At 40.8% G+C, this 17,934-nt stretch carries 12 protein-coding genes; 7 read left to right on the forward strand and 5 right to left on the reverse strand.

Going from position 1 to position 17,934, the window contains the following annotated elements; genetic code table 11:
* Positions 1 to 217 precede the first annotated feature (217 nt).
* Complete coding sequence (gene corA, locus AC1DFM_RS15765; RefSeq protein ID WP_477077689.1) at positions 218 to 1,324, forward strand: magnesium/cobalt transporter CorA; 1,107 nt, start codon at positions 218 to 220, stop codon at positions 1,322 to 1,324.
* Here corA and AC1DFM_RS15770 read toward each other — a convergent pair.
* A complete protein-coding gene (locus AC1DFM_RS15770; RefSeq protein ID WP_477077690.1) occupies positions 1,321 to 1,827 on the reverse strand; it encodes a DUF2480 family protein in 507 nt (168 codons plus the stop codon). The genes corA and AC1DFM_RS15770 overlap by 4 nt on opposite strands.
* Before the next feature lie 144 nt (positions 1,828 to 1,971).
* Entirely contained in the window at positions 1,972 to 4,059 is a 2,088-nt protein-coding gene (locus tag AC1DFM_RS15775) for a peptidylprolyl isomerase (RefSeq protein ID WP_477077691.1), read from the reverse strand.
* Between the two features lie 772 nt (positions 4,060 to 4,831).
* On the opposite strand from AC1DFM_RS15775, the gene nadA reads away from it, so the two are divergent.
* A complete protein-coding gene (nadA, locus tag AC1DFM_RS15780) occupies positions 4,832 to 5,833 on the forward strand; it encodes a quinolinate synthase NadA (protein ID WP_477077692.1) in 1,002 nt (333 codons plus the stop codon).
* Positions 5,834 to 7,660: 1,827 nt separating this feature from the next.
* Here nadA and AC1DFM_RS15785 read toward each other — a convergent pair.
* Positions 7,661 to 7,897 (reverse strand): FeoA family protein, encoded by a 237-nt coding sequence (locus AC1DFM_RS15785; RefSeq protein WP_291915891.1) that lies wholly within the window; start codon positions 7,895 to 7,897, stop codon positions 7,661 to 7,663.
* A 162-nt stretch (positions 7,898 to 8,059) separates the two neighbouring features.
* On the opposite strand from AC1DFM_RS15785, the gene ybeY reads away from it, so the two are divergent.
* From ybeY to AC1DFM_RS15810, 5 genes are all read left to right on the forward strand, one after another.
* The gene (gene ybeY, locus AC1DFM_RS15790; protein ID WP_477077693.1) at positions 8,060 to 8,485 is read left to right on the forward strand and encodes an rRNA maturation RNase YbeY; all 426 of its coding nucleotides are present in this window, start codon (positions 8,060 to 8,062) and stop codon (positions 8,483 to 8,485) included.
* 867 nt (positions 8,486 to 9,352) lie between these two features.
* Complete coding sequence (gene mnmG / locus AC1DFM_RS15795; protein WP_477077694.1) at positions 9,353 to 11,221, forward strand: tRNA uridine-5-carboxymethylaminomethyl(34) synthesis enzyme MnmG; 1,869 nt, start codon at positions 9,353 to 9,355, stop codon at positions 11,219 to 11,221.
* A 365-nt stretch (positions 11,222 to 11,586) separates the two neighbouring features.
* A complete protein-coding gene (locus tag AC1DFM_RS15800) occupies positions 11,587 to 12,174 on the forward strand; it encodes an RNA polymerase sigma factor (protein WP_477077695.1) in 588 nt (195 codons plus the stop codon).
* Positions 12,167 to 13,423: an outer membrane beta-barrel protein gene (locus AC1DFM_RS15805; protein WP_477077696.1), complete on the forward strand. Its 1,257-nt coding sequence runs from the start codon at positions 12,167 to 12,169 to the stop codon at positions 13,421 to 13,423. The genes AC1DFM_RS15800 and AC1DFM_RS15805 overlap by 8 nt, the downstream gene beginning before the upstream one ends.
* 115 nt (positions 13,424 to 13,538) lie before the next feature.
* Positions 13,539 to 13,958, forward strand: coding sequence for a hypothetical protein (locus AC1DFM_RS15810; protein WP_477077697.1), 420 nt, complete (start codon positions 13,539 to 13,541; stop codon positions 13,956 to 13,958).
* Between the two features lie 4 nt (positions 13,959 to 13,962).
* Here the strand turns inward: AC1DFM_RS15810 and cls are convergent, their stop codons facing one another.
* Together cls and AC1DFM_RS15820 are read right to left on the reverse strand one after the other, a co-directional pair.
* Positions 13,963 to 15,441, reverse strand: a complete 1,479-nt coding sequence (gene cls / locus AC1DFM_RS15815) for a cardiolipin synthase (protein ID WP_477077698.1) — start codon at positions 15,439 to 15,441, stop codon at positions 13,963 to 13,965.
* A 152-nt stretch (positions 15,442 to 15,593) separates the two neighbouring features.
* A complete protein-coding gene (locus AC1DFM_RS15820) occupies positions 15,594 to 17,735 on the reverse strand; it encodes an alpha-galactosidase (RefSeq protein WP_477077699.1) in 2,142 nt (713 codons plus the stop codon).
* Positions 17,736 to 17,934: the final 199 nt, after the last annotated feature.

Here is a 17,934-nt window from a genome sequence, read left to right on the forward strand (position 1 = left end):
TAACTGACTATTGATCAATGCTATAAGTGCATAATCCTCCATTCAATCAGTCTATATACCCCATAGGACTGATGTTACGCATTTACTTTTGAGCCCGCACGACAATTTTCTGGTCGACCTCCGTTTTTTCCCTTAATTATCAACGAGGCATTATTCCGGTTATTAACCCAATTTTTATTTTAAATTCGGTGCTAAATCCTGATAACATCTGTTGTATATGGCATTGAAAAACAAATTGCCTATTCCCGGCGTAGTACAAGTATTGAATCCTTTCAAGGTGAAGAAGCAGCGTATCATGAATTTTAATCCTGCAGAAGGAGTAGCGCTCCGGAAGCAGCCAGATAACAGCAAAATCACTGTTTTCGATTATAATACCAGTCTTTGTTCAGAAATAGTATTGAATAAAGTAGAGGACACATTCAAATATGCAGAATCGCCGCAACTCAGCTGGATCAATGTGGATGGTATAAAAAAAGACGATGTCCACGCTATTTGTGAGCAGTTCCTGATACATCCATTGCTGGAAGAAGATATACTCAGTGTTGGACAGCGGGCAAAAATGGATGAAATAAACGACAGGATGTTCTGTGTACTTCCCATGATTTACTTCAATAGTGAATCTTCTTCGGTGGATATGGAGCAGGTGAGTATTGTGCTCGGCAAAAATTTCGTGATTTCGTTTCAGGAAGATCCCACCAGAGATGTGTTTGATCCCGTGCGAACCAAACTTTTGCTGAAAGGCTCCAGAATTCGCAATGGTGGCGCCGATTACTTATGCTATGCCTTACTGGATGTAATTGTGGATAACTACTTTATAGTGATGGATAAGCTGGGAGAAAGGATAGAAATGATGGAAGACCTGGTGCAACATCAGCCCAATACCCGCACATTAGCCCGGATCAATTATTTAAGGCGACAAGTATTTCTATTCAAACGAGCAATTGCTCCTGTGAGGGAATTAGTAAACGGCTTCCTCAAAAGTGAAAGTGATCTGTTGGATGATAAAGTAACTAAATATTATAAAGACGTGTATGATCACATTGTTCAGTGCAACGACCTGGCAGATAACTACCGCGATATGGTATTGAACTTACAGGAAATGTATCATACGCAGCTCAACCTGAAAATGAATGAAATCATGAAAGTGTTGGCGGTAGTAACTACTTTGATGGCTCCGCCAACACTTTTAGCAGGAATTTATGGGATGAACTTTCATAATATGCCCGAACTGGAAAACAAGCACGGATATTATTATACGCTGGGAGGAATGGGCATCTTATTATTGCTGATGATCCTCATATTTAGAAAGCGAGGCTGGTTCTAAGCCTTCTTTTTATAAACCGGTACTGTAGAGCATGGCTCTCCATACATAATACTCTTTACTACCGGGCGAAGCAGGCGGGTTATTTCCGCATAGGCAATTTCACCCACACGCTTATCCCCACATCCTTTTATCACCACTCTTTTATCAGTAAAGGACGTTATATCAATTTTCGCGAGGTTCTGCAGATAACGTGTTTTGTGGATAAAGTCGGCGTCTCCAAAGGCGGCAAATGTGGCAATTGGTTCTAATTCAGTCATTACCAGCATATAAGCCCATAATGGGATCACCGCATCGGCGCTACAAATGATTCCTACACTTTTTCCACGAAATTGTTCCCAGTCGAGCTCTTTCAGGGAGGCGCGGAAATCCTTTTCTTTCAGGATCAGGCCCATGAAAAGGTAGTCTTTCATATCAAAAATCACGGTCTCTCCTTGTGGATAATAGTCTTCCAGGTCAATGGTTTCCAATCCACTCTGTGCTACTTTATTTATAATTTCTTCCATTTTGTCCTTATTTAAGGATACAAATTTACGAATATCGGTGCAGGAATGTGAATAAGTGGCTTCGCCGGTGGGGAAAGGGTATAAATGGAAGAAGGGACGCAATTATGCGTCCCTTCTTCTTATGTCAGTAAAAAATGTAGCGGTTTAGAAAAATTTACCACGGGTATCTTTCACGTCAGATTTCTTTTTCAGCACTTCAAACAGTTGCTGATCCAGCATAGATTTAACACCTTGTTCGTATGCAGCTTGTTGAGTAGCTACATCCTGAGCTGGTTGCGCCGATGGTTGGAAGCTATCTACTTTAATTACGTATACACCAGCGGTTCCTTCAATAGGTGCAGATACTTTAGCAGTACCCCAGCTTTTGTTGAAGGTAGCTCCTGCTACACGTGGTTCAAAGCCCAGAGAAGCGATAAATGGAGTAGCAAAAGTTACACCTTCCGCTTTCAGCACAGGCTGATTAGTTGCTTTTGCTGCTGCATCCAGGCTAGCCGGAGTTTGCAGTTTAGCTATAATTTGTTCTGCTTTCTTGTGCTTTTTAACTTCTGCTTCCACGCGAGGTCTTACATCTTCCAGAGGAGCAGTACCTTCTTCACGAACACTGGTTAAAACAGCAACTACATATTTATCGTCAAAAGTAAATACGTTGCTGGCTTCACCTTTCTTTGCTTCGTAAGCCCAACGAACCAGTTCGCGTGCTTGTCCAACACCAGGGACTACGAAATCCATTGGGCGAACGTTGTCAGCAATTTTCTTATTCAGTTTACCTTCCTGTACTGCTTTTTCGAAAGCAGCAGCAGTACGGGCTTTACCGGCGAAGTCGCTTGCAGAGCTGTATGCAGTGTTATTGGTTTCTTTACTTGCTTCTACAGATTTACCGAGGTAAGCTACTTTAATAGCAGGACCAATGTTTTTCTGATCCATAATCTGCATAACATGGTAGCCAAATTGTGTTTTCACCACTTTCACCTGGCCTTTTGCACCATCGAAGGCAAATTCTTTGAATTCAGGAACAAAAGGAGAAGAAGGAGTTAAATCATATTCTCCACCAGTTTGTTTGCTACCTGGATCATCGCTGTATTGAGCAACCAGCGCTTTAAAGTCGGCGCCACCTTTTACAGCAACTTCAATGCTATCAGCGCGTTTTTTAGCCACTGAATCAGCTACACCCATTTGTGCAGAAGAAGCGATGAGGATGTGACGAACTTTAACGCTATCCGGCATATTCTTACGATCTACCATTTTCGCATATACGATCAGGTTATTATCATAATATGGTCCGAAAACAGCGCCAACAGGCAAGTTTACGATAGAATCTTTCTGAGGAACTTTTGCTTCGTTCTTAGAAATATAACCATCGTAATATTTAATATCAGAGTTACGGTTAATAAAACCAGCAACATCTTTAGTTGTATCGAGCTCTTGTTTCATGGCAACAATCTGTTGGATAGCTGCCGCGGAATCCGCAGGGGAAGGAATAGCATCAAAGGATACATATTCTACTTTACGGGATTCTTCTACTTTAAACAGTTGCTTGTGATCCTGAATAAAACGGTTCAGTTCAGCGTCTGTTACTTTAACAGTAGAATCAGAAATAGTTGCATAAGGAACGCTTACATAAGATACAGTAGCGGATTGACTGTTATCTTCCTGTTGTTGTTTTGCCAGCCATTTTGGGTAGTATACACCTTGTTTAATAAGGGTCATATACTTCTGTTGTTCCTGGTATTTAGCAATATAGCTTTCCATCTGGTGCAGTCCTTCACGGATCTGAGGGTTGCTCGATGCCTGTGAAATAGCTTGTTGCAAAGCGGCACGGTCAAATTGACCATCGCGTGTAAATTGCTGGATAACTACCGGATTAGGGTTTTTACCTCTGATCTGGTCTACCACTTCTGCTTCAGTTACAACAATACCCAATTTTTTGTATTGAGCCTGCATAATTTGTTCATTCAGAAACTGGTTCCAAACCTGTTCACGGATATATTGACGTGTTTGGTCGTCAATATTAGGCATTTGCTGACGGGCGTTATTTTCCGCGTCCTGAATACGGCGTTGATAGTCTGCTAAGTCCAGATCTTCACCATTTACTTTACCCACGCTTGTACTGCGACGGGAGAGAGAACTTTTGCCAAAAAAGGCATCCTGCAACAGGAAACTAACAATAGCCAGGCAAATCACTACAACGATCATGACGGCGTACTTGTCCCTGATTTTCTGAATTACTGACATATATTATATAGTCTACATTTTTAAGGATAGCAAAAATAGAATAAAATAACTGTAACTGCAAAAGAGTATTTTAAAGCCTGAAACACAATACAGCAAAGGGTTTCAGGATGGTATAACACTTTTGTGGACTATGTATGATTCACAGGTTTTCCACATGAAGCCGTTATTCACAACTTGTTTTTTTTGCGGGTTTTAGTGTTTTTAAATGCAGGCTGTTGCTGGTATTTTGACAAAAATGGGAAGAGAATAACATTAAAGGGTTATTCACAAATGTTAAAAAGCTGTTTTTGGGAATCCACATAAAAATGTGAATAAAACAGGGCTAATTTAGCCGTGTATGCATTTTGACCATTTTCCATTCCCAGCCAATTCTTTTCCACAATTGATGTGTAAAAACCCCTGTAAAACGTAAAATAACGTGGGAAAAGGTACCCTTACACACAGGTAAAACTAATTTTGTTATTGTGGTTAAATTTACCCTTAAAAAATGGAGATGTGAATTGTGGATAGTAAATGCCATCTTTTAACATTTTCCTAATACCCTGTTGACGAAAAAGATTTTCACCAACAACGATATCCACCTATGTGGATGAAAACAGGAAAATCCAGTAATGACGCGGAAAGAGCATGTTAATTTCATGTGGAAAGCGTAGTAAAAAGGAATAACAACTACATTTGTACACGAGCCGGAAATTTAATTTCCACATATTCACAGCCCTAATAGTAGTGGGCTTTTTCTTTTAAATATTTAAAGAAGTATATAGCTATGATTATGGAAATCGCTGAAGCGAAAAAAAATTTGCAACACAACGGATTTTTGGATATATCAGTCGATCCCTCCCTGGATTTGTTTGAAGCGATAGAAAATCTGAAAAAGAAGAAGAATGCAATTGTACTCGCTCACTATTACCAGGAACCAGATATCCAGGATATCGCAGATTACATCGGAGACAGTTTAGGCCTCAGTCAGCAGGCTGCCAAAACAGATGCCGACATGATTGTTTTTGCCGGGGTTCATTTTATGGCGGAAACGGCAAAAATTCTAAGTCCGCAGAAGAAAGTGCTTTTGCCGGATCTAAAAGCAGGGTGTTCACTGGCTGATAGTGCGCCTCCGGAGCTGTTTAAGAAGTTTAGAGACCGTTACCCTGACCATATCGTTATTTCCTATATCAACTGTTCGGCGGGTATCAAGGCACTCAGCGATATCATTTGTACGAGTTCTAATGCCGAAGAAATCATTAAAAGCGTTCCTCACAACCAGCCCATCATCTTTGCACCTGATCGAAATTTAGGGGCTTATTTGATCAAGAAAACGGGTAGGGACATGGTGCTTTGGAATGGCGCGTGCATGGTACACGAGATTTTTTCCCTGGAAAAGATCACAAAATTGAAAATTCGTCACCCGAAAGCCAAGGTGATAGCGCATCCGGAGTGTGAACCAGCAGTTTTGGCTATTGCTGATTACATTGGTTCCACAACAGGACTGTTGAAATTTAGCCATCGGGACGACGCGCAGGAATATATCGTAGTAACAGAAACAGGAATTCTGCATCAAATGCAAAAAGAGAATCCTGGAAAAACTTTTATTCCAGCTCCGCCGAACAATGCGTGCGCTTGTAACGATTGTCCACACATGAAATTGAATACGCTGGAGAAATTGTACCTGTGTATGGAATACGAACAGCCGGAAATAACGATGGAAGAAAGTCTGAGGATAGCCGCTAAAAAGCCAATTGAGCGAATGTTAGAAATTAGTGCGGCTGCTGGGCTTTAATATAACTAACTGATTTTCAAATTAATTTGAATAGTATTTATTAGTAATAATAAATAAGGAATAACACGAAGGCCGTGAGAATGTAATATTCTCACGGCCTTCGTATTTATACCTGAATCGATTAATTCTCAGCGTGTTATGAACTGTTTGAGAATTGAATATTTGACAGCATACCGCATATTTTGCTGGAAGAATGGAATCAGAGAAAATGGGAAACGGTGGAATTGAATGTTAAAAACCGTTTGAATTTAATTTTTAGGGAGCTGAGAATTGAAAAAAAAAATTTGATGTTGGGTAGGTGAAGGAATTTGTGAAATATTAAATTCTCAGCGCGCTGATAGTCCGCTGACAACTGCATATTTAATTATTTTGCTGACGGGTGGGCATATTTTGATTTTATGCTGCGGTGAGTGAGCTTTTTTTGAAGGCCTTGAGATTTGAGTATTTTTTGTTTTCCCTGGGTTATGCCGTATAGATCTTTTCGGCGCTATTCTCAGCGCATTCCTTTTTACCTCTTTTTTAATTTTGTTGCCCTTATCCTCATTTTTGAAGGCGGGTTTCCTGGCTGATAAGGTGTCCATTTACTGCTTTTGACGGGGATATAACGATTCTGAAGTATACCACATTTGATTTTTCGAGTGCCCTGAGAATCCAATATTTTATCTAATCATTGGGGTACCCCGAGTATTTGAAATGCATTTGATTCTCAAAGGACTTGTAAGGCGCTGAGAATGAGGTGCGCATTGGGGTATCCCAGGAGTTATTTTTTTGGTTTGATTCTCAGCGCCTTCCCAATGTCCTGAGAATTAGATATTTTTTATTTTTCTCAGTTGTGCAATATGGGATGATTTTCATGCAAATCTCATGGCATAGGTAAGGCGCTGAGAATCGAATATTTAAAGTTGTACGTGCGGTGTTTTTAGGATCGTAGTTTTGAAGACAATCTCAGGGGCACATGAGTAGCCTGAGAATCACATACTTTTCTTGGAATAATGGATAAGAGGTTTTAAATAAATAGAATGAAATCTCAGAACGTTCCGAGTGCGCTGAGGTTTCAATATTTGCTGATTTTCTTCGTCATCCCCGGAGTTAATTTTTTCGTCTTTAAGAGAAGCGCTTATGAGTGCGTTGAGATTTGGGTATTGGGAAATAGTGTGTGGTAGGGCTGGATCTTTGGAGAGGAATGAATTCTCAATGGATTACCAGGGTCGTGAGATTTGGGTATTTGCAGATTTATCAGGAGAATAGTGATGAAGAAGTGCCGTGCTATTCTCAGCGCTTTCGTCAGGCGCTGAGATTTCGGTAATTTTTCTTTGTCATGGGATGAGGGGGAGGATTGAATTTTCAGGGGCTTGTTGGAGAAGAGAAAATTTCTCTCAATAGCTACGTGGAAAAGAACGAATGAAGAATATTTTCTCTTTTCGAAGCAATTTATGTGGATAAAGTAGATGGGAATAAGCAGTTGAGGACGGAGATTTTTACTTTTATTTCTTTGAAAGAGGCAAAAAATGTTGAAAAAGAGAGGTTTTTTCCAAGAAATTGGAATTTTTAAAGGAAATATGACAGAAAATGTGGAAAAATCGGCAAATTTTTTTCCTTTTTCTGAGAGACGAGGTTAAAAAAAAATTTTTTTGTTTTTTTGGGTCTTTAAAATGTGGAAAAAATAAAAATTTTTCAATTTTCAGATGTTTGCCTTTAGAATGTGGAAAAACAAGAAAATTTTTTCTTTTTTACCAGGTTTTCTTTTTCTTTTTTGGGAAGATCCAGGCAAGTGGGGAGGGAAAATCAAAATTTTTGGGATTATTGGGAAGGGAGGATAGAGGAAAACTAAATTTCCTCTACCCAAATATGATCTGCTTCTGTTTTTCTAAGCGATAAATTATATCCGGCTACCATGATGGAGATCGGATCTCCGAGGGGAGCAATCTTTTCTATTTTAACTGTTTCACCTGGTACGCAGCCCATTTCCATCAGCTTAATATGAAGGTCGTCTTTTTCGAATTCTATAATAATTGCGCTTTTTCCTGTTGTCAGGGAAGATAATTTTATAATGCCCTTTTTCATTTCCTGCTTATTAATCTGTTTAAACTTTGTTCCGGGACAATTGGGAAACTCACTTATGAATGATAAGCAAAGGTACCCTTGTAAGCCCAATATGCAAAAAGAAAGGTCGTTCAATCCAAAATTTCACTTTACTTTTACATCCACTTAATTTTTTTAGTTTAAATGGCAATTCAATTTACATCGCACGAGGTAAAAGATTATTTAAAGGAGAAGCGGAAGTTGAAGTTATTTCTGGCTGAGCTTTTCTCTATAGAAGGACAAGGTTTGAAAAGTATGCATTATGTTTTCTGTTCAGACGTCTACTTATTGGAAATTAATAAGCAGTTTCTGCAGCATGATACTTATACCGATATAGTGACGTTTGAAATGGGAGAGGACCCCGCAGTTACGGAGGGTGAGATTTATATTAGCGTAGATAGGGTATTGGATAATGCAGAGAAATTTAAAGTATCAATCAGCCAGGAGCTGCATCGGGTAATTTTTCATGGCGCTTTGCATTTATGTGGATTTAAAGATAAGAGTAAAAAGGACTCCGCTCTGATGAGAAGCAAAGAGGATGAGTATCTGGTAAAATATTTTGGAAAGTGATATAACCATCGTCTTTCAACGTTAAAATGTTCCGAAAGGGACATTTTTCGTTTAAGAACGTTTAAGAAAGTAGATGTTCCACGTGGAACATAAAGCTTAAAGGAGAATATTCTAATTAGGAATATTCTCCCTTTTCTTTTTATAGAGAATCGAATGTTCCACGTGGAACATTCAGGTGAGAAATATATTTCCGTAAATGATACCTGGTAATAATGGACGGGAAACCTGATAGAGAGGCCGCCTTGTGAAATTCGAGATTACTTGGGAGTTCTATAGGTAAAGATATTAAGAGAGAGTCTAATCACTTTTACTAGGATATCAAAGTGGCTGTTGTGTTATTAAGTTCAAGATTAGCAGGGGCAACCTAGTTAAGGTGCTATGCAAATGAGAAGGTGAACCTGGTTAAAGGGTGACACTTGGCTAATTTAAAGTTTTTAGTATGGACGTCCTTAGCCACGCTTTCGTGCATTAAGGGGAATGTTGAAACAAGGAGGGATGTCCTGTATATTTTACTTTTAGGAAAGTATAGCGTTAGGGTAAGAAAGGTTGCTTTTGATGCAAGGTCAATGTAGAACTTTGGATGCTATGTAAACGCATTATTATTGGCTCCAGAAAGTCAGTAAAGGAGAAGGGCTTTTAACTAGCGGTCTCCTTTTTTCATTTGACTCTTAATTATAGCGGCAGGAGTATTGATCCGACAGCGTGCCGATGTTCTATTGAATAAGCTCGAGAAAAGGAGATGTTCCACGTGGAACATTCCTAAAAGATCATACCTGGAAACCGCATAAGAATGTTCCACGTGGAACATTCTACTTTCTACAAACAATCTCCCTTCTTCTACGTAATTTTGCACTTTCTAAAGTTATTATGTTTCCATCATACGATATCATTGTTGTAGGCGCAGGACACGCAGGTTGTGAAGCCGCTGCCGCTGCTGCCAATATGGGCTCCAAAGTTTTATTGGTGACCATGAATATGCAAACCATAGCTCAAATGAGCTGTAACCCTGCCATGGGAGGAATTGCAAAAGGACAAATTGTAAGAGAAATAGATGCCTTGGGCGGATATTCAGGAATTGTTACAGATCAATCTATGATCCAGTTCCGGATGTTGAACCGTTCAAAAGGACCCGCTATGTGGAGTCCCCGGACACAAAACGACCGTATGCTCTTCGCCGCAAAATGGCGGGAAGCATTGGAAAAAACGCCCAACGTCGACTTCTACCAGGACATGGTAAAGGGACTGTTGGTTAAAGATGGCCGATGCCATGGTGTAATCACCGGGCTGGGACATGAGATCCAGGCGAAAGCAGTAGTACTCACTAATGGTACGTTCCTGAATGGCGTAATTCATATTGGAGATAAGCAATTCGGTGGTGGCAGGGTAGCTGAGAAAGCAGCAACTGGTATTACTGAACAATTGGTTTCCCTTGGTTTTGAAAGCGACCGTTTGAAAACAGGTACGCCTCCTCGTATTGATGGACGTAGTTTAGACTATTCCAAAATGGAAGAACAACCCGGCGATGATGAGATCGTAGGCTTCTCCTATCTGGATGTAGAAAGGATAAAACCTGCTCAACAAAGAAGCTGTTGGATTACCTATACAAGCGAAGCTGTACATGATATGTTACGTACCGGTTTCGATAGATCACCTATGTTCCAGGGACGTATACAGGGAACTGGACCACGGTATTGCCCAAGCATCGAAGATAAAATAAATCGCTTTGCAGAGAGAGAAAGACACCAGCTGTTTGTAGAACCGGAAGGGTGGGACACCGTTGAAATTTATGTAAATGGATTCTCTACATCCTTGCCGGAAGATGTTCAAATGAAAGCTTTACGCCTGGTACCGGGCTTTGAAAATTGCCGGATGTTCAGACCAGGATATGCCATTGAATATGATTTCTTCCCACCAACGCAACTGCAGTTTTCCCTGGAAACGAAACATGTACAAAACCTGTTCTTCGCCGGACAAATAAATGGTACCACCGGATATGAAGAAGCCGCATGTCAGGGTCTTATGGCTGGGATCAATGCACACCTGAAAGCAAAAGAAGAGGCGCCATTCGTTCTGAAAAGAAGTGAAGCATATATCGGCGTATTGATAGACGATCTGATTAATAAAGGAACGGAAGAACCTTATCGCATGTTTACCTCCAGAGCAGAGTTTAGAACCCTGCTTCGCCAGGATAATGCGGACCTGCGCTTAACAGAAAGAAGCTATAAAATGGGGCTCGCTTCAGAAGAAAGGATGGTAAAAGTGCAGGCAAAGAAAGATGGCGTAGAAAAAATAAAACGCATTCTGAAGGAAATATCTGTAGAGCAGGAAGAAATTGGGGCATTACTGGAAGACAGATCTTCCGCTCCATTGACACAAAAACAGAAGGCTTACCAGATATTATTACGCCCTAATCTGGACATCTTTTCTATGAAAGAACAGGTTCCTAAAATAGGAGAAGCACTGGCTGAATTTAATAAAGACACTTTAGAGCAAGCCGAAATTCAGATCAAGTACGATGTATATATTGAGAAGGAAAATGAGCTGGTGCAGAAAATGAGTCAACTGGAAGACCTCGTAATTCCTTCGAATTTTGATTACGCGAAATTGGTTTCGTTATCAAATGAAGCAAGACAGAAATTCAACAAAATTCGTCCGCATACTTTAGGTCAGGCAAGTCGCATAAGTGGAGTTAATCCAAGTGATGTACAAATTCTGATGGTGTATATGGGACGATAAAGAAAAAATAAGATGTTGAAAGCGGATAAGTTGTTTTACAATTTATCCGCTTTTCTTTTTAGCAGAAGGTCGAAAATGGCAAAAAAAAGTGGAAAATGCGGAAAAAGTGGCCTTCAGAAAGTGGGTGAATTTTGGATATCTCTTAAAGGTTGGATGCAAGTGTTGTAAATAGGGCATGAGGGCTTAAAGGGGCTAAAAACGCGTTTTTTAAAGGAGAATCATTTTTTGCGGGGAAAGCAACCTTTCTTTACCAGTAATCGTATTTATGAATGGATTTGATTTTTCTAAAAACCAAAATCAAATAATTATTTTCAAAAAAAGGCTATAACGCATTTAGTATCCAAAAAGCAGACAAGAATATTTTTGTGCAGGATCTGAATAATTTGAATGACCTGATTGCCGGTTGCTGCAAAAAAGAACGCAGCAGTCAGGAAGCGTTATACCGAAATTTTTTCGGATACGGTTTAAGCATTTGTTTGAGGTATGCGCAAAATCGGGAAGAGGCAGTTGAAATTATGAATGACGGATTCCTTAAAATATTTCAGCACATTCATTCATTTGACACCAGCAGATCTTTTAAAACATGGCTGGCAAAAATCATGGTGAATACATCCATCGATTTTTTAAGGAGTAAGAAGAAGTTGGTATTTGTAGATGACATCAGCCAGATACCAGAGCCAGGAACGGATGAAAAAATAATAGATAAGCTATCCTATGAAGAGTTGCTAAAACTTGTACAGGAATTACCACCTGCTTACAGAACAGTATTTAACCTGTACATTATGGAAGGATTCCAGCACCAGGAAATAGCAGCCATGCTGCGCATATCGGAAGGTACTTCCAAATCAAACTTATTTAAAGCAAAGAAAATATTGAAGGAAAAAATTACGAAATCATCCATAAGTGGAACTAATGGGTTAGACGTAAATATGCCCTTATACAAAAATGAGTGACGCATTTGAAAATAGCATCCGTAAAAAGCTAAACGAAGCTGATATTCCTTTTGATCAGGATGCCTGGTCAAAAATGGAATCATTGCTGGATGCCGGGGAAGATAAAAAACGCCCCGGTGGCTGGTGGTGGTGGCTGTTCCTGTTACCATTGCTCGGTGGTATCGGCTGGTGGATGATAGGCTCCAATGAAGGTAAGCCCCTGCACCATCCAGGTGTACGCTCCGCTGTTGAAAACAAATTGAGCAACACCGTTACTTCTTCTAATGCAGAGGAGCACACATCTAATCAATCCACTACAACCCTTCCAGCGGCTACTAAGCCTGATATTGCAAAAGCGTCACAACATGAAGCAGCAAATCTGTCGGATGCATTGTCATCTCCCAAAAACAAATTAAATCATCCTACAACAAGCAAACAAGGTATTCATCTCCCTAAAAAAAGTATAAACACAAACAGCAATAGCGAATCAGATAATCTTATTACTTCCGGGAAAACAAGCACATTAAATGAGAACATCGGAATAGTTCTACCAGCCAATAATATTGACTTCATTAAGACAAAAAGAATAAATAACGGAAACGACTATACGAAAATAAATAGCATCCCTGAAATAGCTGTTGATACAAGTATTACACTGAATGTAAGTCATAAAATACCCAGAAGAAAAATTAATAACAAAGGACTTTATTTTGGCATTACACTTGGACCGGATCTGAATGTGGCACCGTCTTTTAATTACGGGAAAGTTGGGTTTAATGCCGGTGTGCTGGCACATTATTATTTTAATAGCCGTTGGTTTATTACCACAGGAGCGGTATACAGTAAAAAATTATATGGTGCTACCCGTAACGACTACACTAGTAACTATATGCCTTACGACCTCGTAAAAGTGAATGCGAATTGTGATGTACTCGATATTCCTGTGAATATGAACTATACATTCCTACAGGTCAACAATAACACCGTTAGCGCAACATTGGGATTATCGAACTATTTTATGCTGAAAGAAAAATATCAGTATATCTACAAATACACCCCAAACTGGGAGAAAACAGTAGAGAATCAAAATCAACATTACCTGGCCATTTTAAACGTAGGCGCATTATATCAGCATCCCGCGGGGAAACGCCTGATTGTTGGGGTACAACCCTACGCCAAAATTCCACTGCATGGGGTCGGATTGGGACAGGTAAAACTGTACTCTGCCGGTATATCTTTCCAATTGAACCTGGTGGGGAAGAAGCGCTAATGGTCGTCTGCCCGTGCTAAACAATCATTATACTACATTGTTATCCTCATAATAACATGTCTGCTACCTGGGTGGCATGACATTTTCTGCATTTTCCACATTAAAAGGTATGATTATGAGTAATAAAGATAACAAACCCGGTAAGGGAAATTCTAAGCCAGAGAAAAAGGAAGAAGAAGAATTTCCAGGTTATCCCGAATATCCGGCTGGAGAAGATATCATGAATAAACGGAACCGCGATAGCGAAGTAGATGTGGACATGAACCAGATCACAGGTTCTTTCCGCCATAACAGTGAACTACCTACCGAAAGAAAGAAGTCAGCAGAGCCATCAACGGATGAGCAGGAAGAAACCTGGCGGGAAGATAAAGTAGGAGATGATCTCGATGTTCCCGGAGCAGAACTGGATGATGACGAGGAAAATATAGGAGAGGAAGACGAAGAAAATAATATTTATAGCATAGGAGGCGACAGACACGAAGATCTCGAAGAAGACAACGGTGAGTTCCTTGACCTGGGCGAAGACAGAAATTAGGGCCTTATAATAGCGGTGTAAGGAGCCTGCATAACGCATCCATGAACCGCTTAATCAAATTACGCCTATTCCAGCGGGTTTCCTGAACCGGTACCGAGTATAAAAGGTCGTCATCAAACGCCCGGTTTAATTTGCCGGCTACTTCTTTGTCGTAGACCAGTGCGCCGATTTCACAGTTCAGGTAAAAGCTGCGGTTATCGAAATTAACAGAGCTAACCCAGGCCAGATTATCGTCAATTACCATGGTTTTGGCATGAATAAAGCCACGGGTATAAAAGAATATTTTGACGCCAGCCGCCAGCAGTGGCTTTATATAAGAGAGTGCTGCGTGTTGAACGATATAAGAATCGCCTTTTAAAGGCAAGAGTAATTGCACGTCTTTTCCCGCCAGGGCCGCTATCTGCAAGGCGGTCAGTAATTCTTCTGTAGGGATAAAATAAGGATTACTGATGCGTATTCTTCTTTTGGCAATGTTAATAGCCATCAGAATGCTTTGCATGGCTATTGGCCATTCAGAATCAGGGCCACTGGCCACGATGTCGGTAAAGCAGGTACCTGTTAAGGCCGACCGGACAAAATAAGGCGTCGCAAAAGGAAATACCTCCTTACTACAATAGCGGAAACTCATCAGAAACTGAAGCTGCAGAATGTTTACTGCATCGCCTTCAATACGCAGGTGCGTATCGCGCCAAAAGGTAGAATGTTTGCCGTTATTGATATAACGTTCGTCCAGGTTGATACCGCCAACAAAGCCTATGGTACCATCTACCACAATTATTTTACGGTGATTACGGTAATTGGCATTCAGATAAAAATCAACCAATACCGGAGAGAAAGGATATACATGGGCGCCATGTTCCTTCAGTCGTTTGGGAATATCGCCGATACGATCACTTCCCATATCGTCATAGAGTAAACGTACCAGTACGCCTTGTTTTAACTTTTCGATCAATATTTCCGTGATCTCATTGCCTACATCATCTGCCGAAATCATATAATACTCAATGTGGATATGGTGTTTGGCAGCACGTAAGGCACTAAAAACCGCCGGGAATTTTTCTTCTCCATTGATGAGCAGTTGTACCTGGTTGTTCTTACTCAGAATAGATTGCCGGGTGTTTAATAACATGGCAGAGAGTTCCTGCTTATTACCGGCCTGTCGTCGCAGCTCCAGCTGCATTTCTTCTATCTGCGATCGCTGCGATTCCCAGTATCGCAGAAACAACGCCTCGTCTTTACTTCCTTTTAAAGTAAAACGTCTTTTCTTTCGTAAATCTCTTCCCAGGTAATAGTATACAATCAGTCCTAAAACAGGAATAAATAATAACAGTAGAATATATGCTACCGCCTTTACTGGATTGCGGTTTTCAAGCAGAATGGTGGCTACAAGTCCAACGAAAATAAGCACCAACAAAATGCTGCTGCCTATTTTAATATATGGGTGCCATTCTGTACCCGAAAGATAGCCGATCAGCGTTTTCATAAATGATGACCAAGATATATTATTAACGCGTTTCCACTAAAATAGTTATATCGCTTTGATACACTGAAGATACAGCATCAATAGGAAACCGCCTTTTCCTTAAATAAAGATCCCTGGTTCTATCGGAACCAGGGATCTTTATTTAAGGAAAATTATTCCGCCGTTATTTCCAGTATATTGCTGGTGAGTGAGCCTCCATGGCCTGTTAGCTGAAGACCTTCTTTCATCAGATAATCACCACTATACAGCTGTGTAAAATGGAAAGGAGAGCGGGTACCGGGAAACAGATTTATTTCACGGACGCGATAATTTTTATTAGGGTCCAGTCCCTGTAGTTTTACGGCTGTAAATACATCATTCTTTGCAATGTTCATCAGGTAATTAAACAGAATACTTTTTTTCTGATCATCGCTGGTATATTGGAATACTGCCCTGTTTTCTTTATAGGGAGAAACCAAACGGTAAAGATTTCCATACCATACAATATCACTAATACGCCTATACGTTTCAACAGCATCATGACTGAATTGCAGCTCTTGTGGTGTGAAGTCGTCTACCTTTATATCATAACCTAATTTTCCCATCATAGCCACATCTGTGCGGAATTTCAGCGATTGATGTCCCCAGTTGGTAACATGGGCAGCCATGGTGTTAGATGGGAAGAAGTGAGAGTAACCGTATTGGATATAGATTCTATCCAGTCCGTCTGTGTTATCGCTGGGCCAGAATTCGGTAAAGTATTTCAAAGCGCCATAGTCGGTACGGCCGCCGCCGCCTGAGCAAAGCATAATGGGCAGATGCGGATATTTTGCCCGGACCCTGTCCAGCACTTTATAAAAGCTGCGGGTATATTCTATAAAGAGATGTGATTGATTTTCTTTCAAATACGGCGACCATGTATTGGTAAGCATGCGGTTGCAATCCCATTTGATATAAGCGATCCCGGGATTGTCCGACAGGGTTTTATCAACGATACCATATACGAAGTCCTGTACAGCTGGGTTGGTAAGGTCCAGCACCATTTGATTGCGGTAATAATTTTCTGCGCGGTTAGGCAGGCGAAGTACCCAGTCCGGATGTTTGGTATACAACTCACTTTTAGGATTCACCATTTCAGGCTCCAGCCAGATACCGAATTTAATGCCCTGTTTTTCGGCTTCCTGTACCAGGTATCCCAGGCCATGTGGCAGTTTGGTGGTATTGGGTTCCCAATCGCCCAGTCCGGCATTATCTGCATTGCGGGGAAATTTGTTGGCAAACCAACCGTCGTCTAGCAGGAACATATCTACACCCAGTTTTTTGGTGCCACCAAATAAGCCGACCAGGCGTTGTTCATTAAAATCCATTCCGGTGGCTTCCCAGTTGTTCAGCAGTGTTAGCCGTGGTCCGCGACCGTCTAGTACGCCGTAGTCCAGTGCCCAGCGGTTAAAGTTGCGACTGGCCTGCCCTTTTCCTTTGGTGGATAAGGTGAAGATAAATGCCGGCGTAGTAAATATTTCGTTGGGTTTCAACGTATAGTCGCTGGCGTAGGGATTAATACCGGAGTTGATATGCAACTTATTATGTTCATCTATCTCAAAACCAAATTTAAAATTGCCAGTCCAGGCCAGGGTGCCGGCCAGCACTTCGCCACTTTCTTCTTCGGCAGGCTGATGAAGCGATAGTAAGAACATGGGCGACTGCTGCATATTGGCGCGGGTACCCAGTTTGCTGTCAAGAATTTTCATGCCGGTGGTAAGATATTGTTCCTGCATGTCTACTTCTTTGGCCCAGTCCCCATGAAATTGTGTGAGCCAGTATTTATCTGACGTCAGATGCAGCATGGAGGAGGCATAGGCAGTGAGTTGTACCGGTTTTTTCTCCGTATGTTTTATCTCTGTCCAGGCTTTAATGATATCTTCTTTGAAATAGGTTTCAAAATGAAGGATAACGGTTACCGGATATACGGGATCTTTCAATGTGATGGTGGTGGCCGTAACATTGTTATTTTGCTGCTGCGTAGATTCATGAGATACGTATTTCAGCTCCAGTGACGGGTTTCCGTCGCTGTGTACAATACGGATGGCAGGATCGAGCAGACTTTCCATACCAGCGCTAACATAAGCTTCCTGTTGCCCTTTTGCTGCAGTATCAGCCAGGGTAGGAGCTATTGATGGTCCAAAGTACTGTTGTACCAGGCGACCGGCGTGGTTCACATTATATACCAGGCTGGTATGCTGTGTAGCAATACGTATATTTTGTGCTGAGAGCCGGAAACTCAGCAATATCAGGCATAGCACCAGAGTTCTTTTCATATGTTGACATTTACTAACGGGAATAAGCGTACAAAATACAAATAAAAAGAAAGGGTGTACCTGTGGTTGTTATTTTTCTGTGGAAAGATGTCTGTACAAAATTGGACAGCCATTGTACATTATCGGACAAAGGAAATTGGAATATTTATTTGATTATCAACTTGTTACCTTGCGGCATTTTTTTAGCGGAAAGGAGTAA

The organism is Chitinophaga sp. 05T412 (assembly GCF_056396465.1).

Coding starts and splice junctions, on each gene's coding strand:
- corA (WP_477077689.1), top strand. CDS start 218: ATGGCATTGAAAAACAAATTGCCTATTCCCGGCGTAGTACAAGTATTG.
- AC1DFM_RS15770 (WP_477077690.1), bottom strand. CDS start 1,827: ATGGAAGAAATTATAAATAAAGTAGCACAGAGTGGATTGGAAACCATT.
- AC1DFM_RS15775 (WP_477077691.1), bottom strand. CDS start 4,059: ATGTCAGTAATTCAGAAAATCAGGGACAAGTACGCCGTCATGATCGTT.
- nadA (WP_477077692.1), top strand. CDS start 4,832: ATGGAAATCGCTGAAGCGAAAAAAAATTTGCAACACAACGGATTTTTG.
- AC1DFM_RS15785 (WP_291915891.1), bottom strand. CDS start 7,897: ATGAAAAAGGGCATTATAAAATTATCTTCCCTGACAACAGGAAAAAGC.
- ybeY (WP_477077693.1), top strand. CDS start 8,060: ATGGCAATTCAATTTACATCGCACGAGGTAAAAGATTATTTAAAGGAG.
- mnmG (WP_477077694.1), top strand. CDS start 9,353: ATGTTTCCATCATACGATATCATTGTTGTAGGCGCAGGACACGCAGGT.
- AC1DFM_RS15805 (WP_477077696.1), top strand. CDS start 12,167: ATGAGTGACGCATTTGAAAATAGCATCCGTAAAAAGCTAAACGAAGCT.
- AC1DFM_RS15810 (WP_477077697.1), top strand. CDS start 13,539: ATGAGTAATAAAGATAACAAACCCGGTAAGGGAAATTCTAAGCCAGAG.
- cls (WP_477077698.1), bottom strand. CDS start 15,441: ATGAAAACGCTGATCGGCTATCTTTCGGGTACAGAATGGCACCCATAT.
- AC1DFM_RS15820 (WP_477077699.1), bottom strand. CDS start 17,735: ATGAAAAGAACTCTGGTGCTATGCCTGATATTGCTGAGTTTCCGGCTC.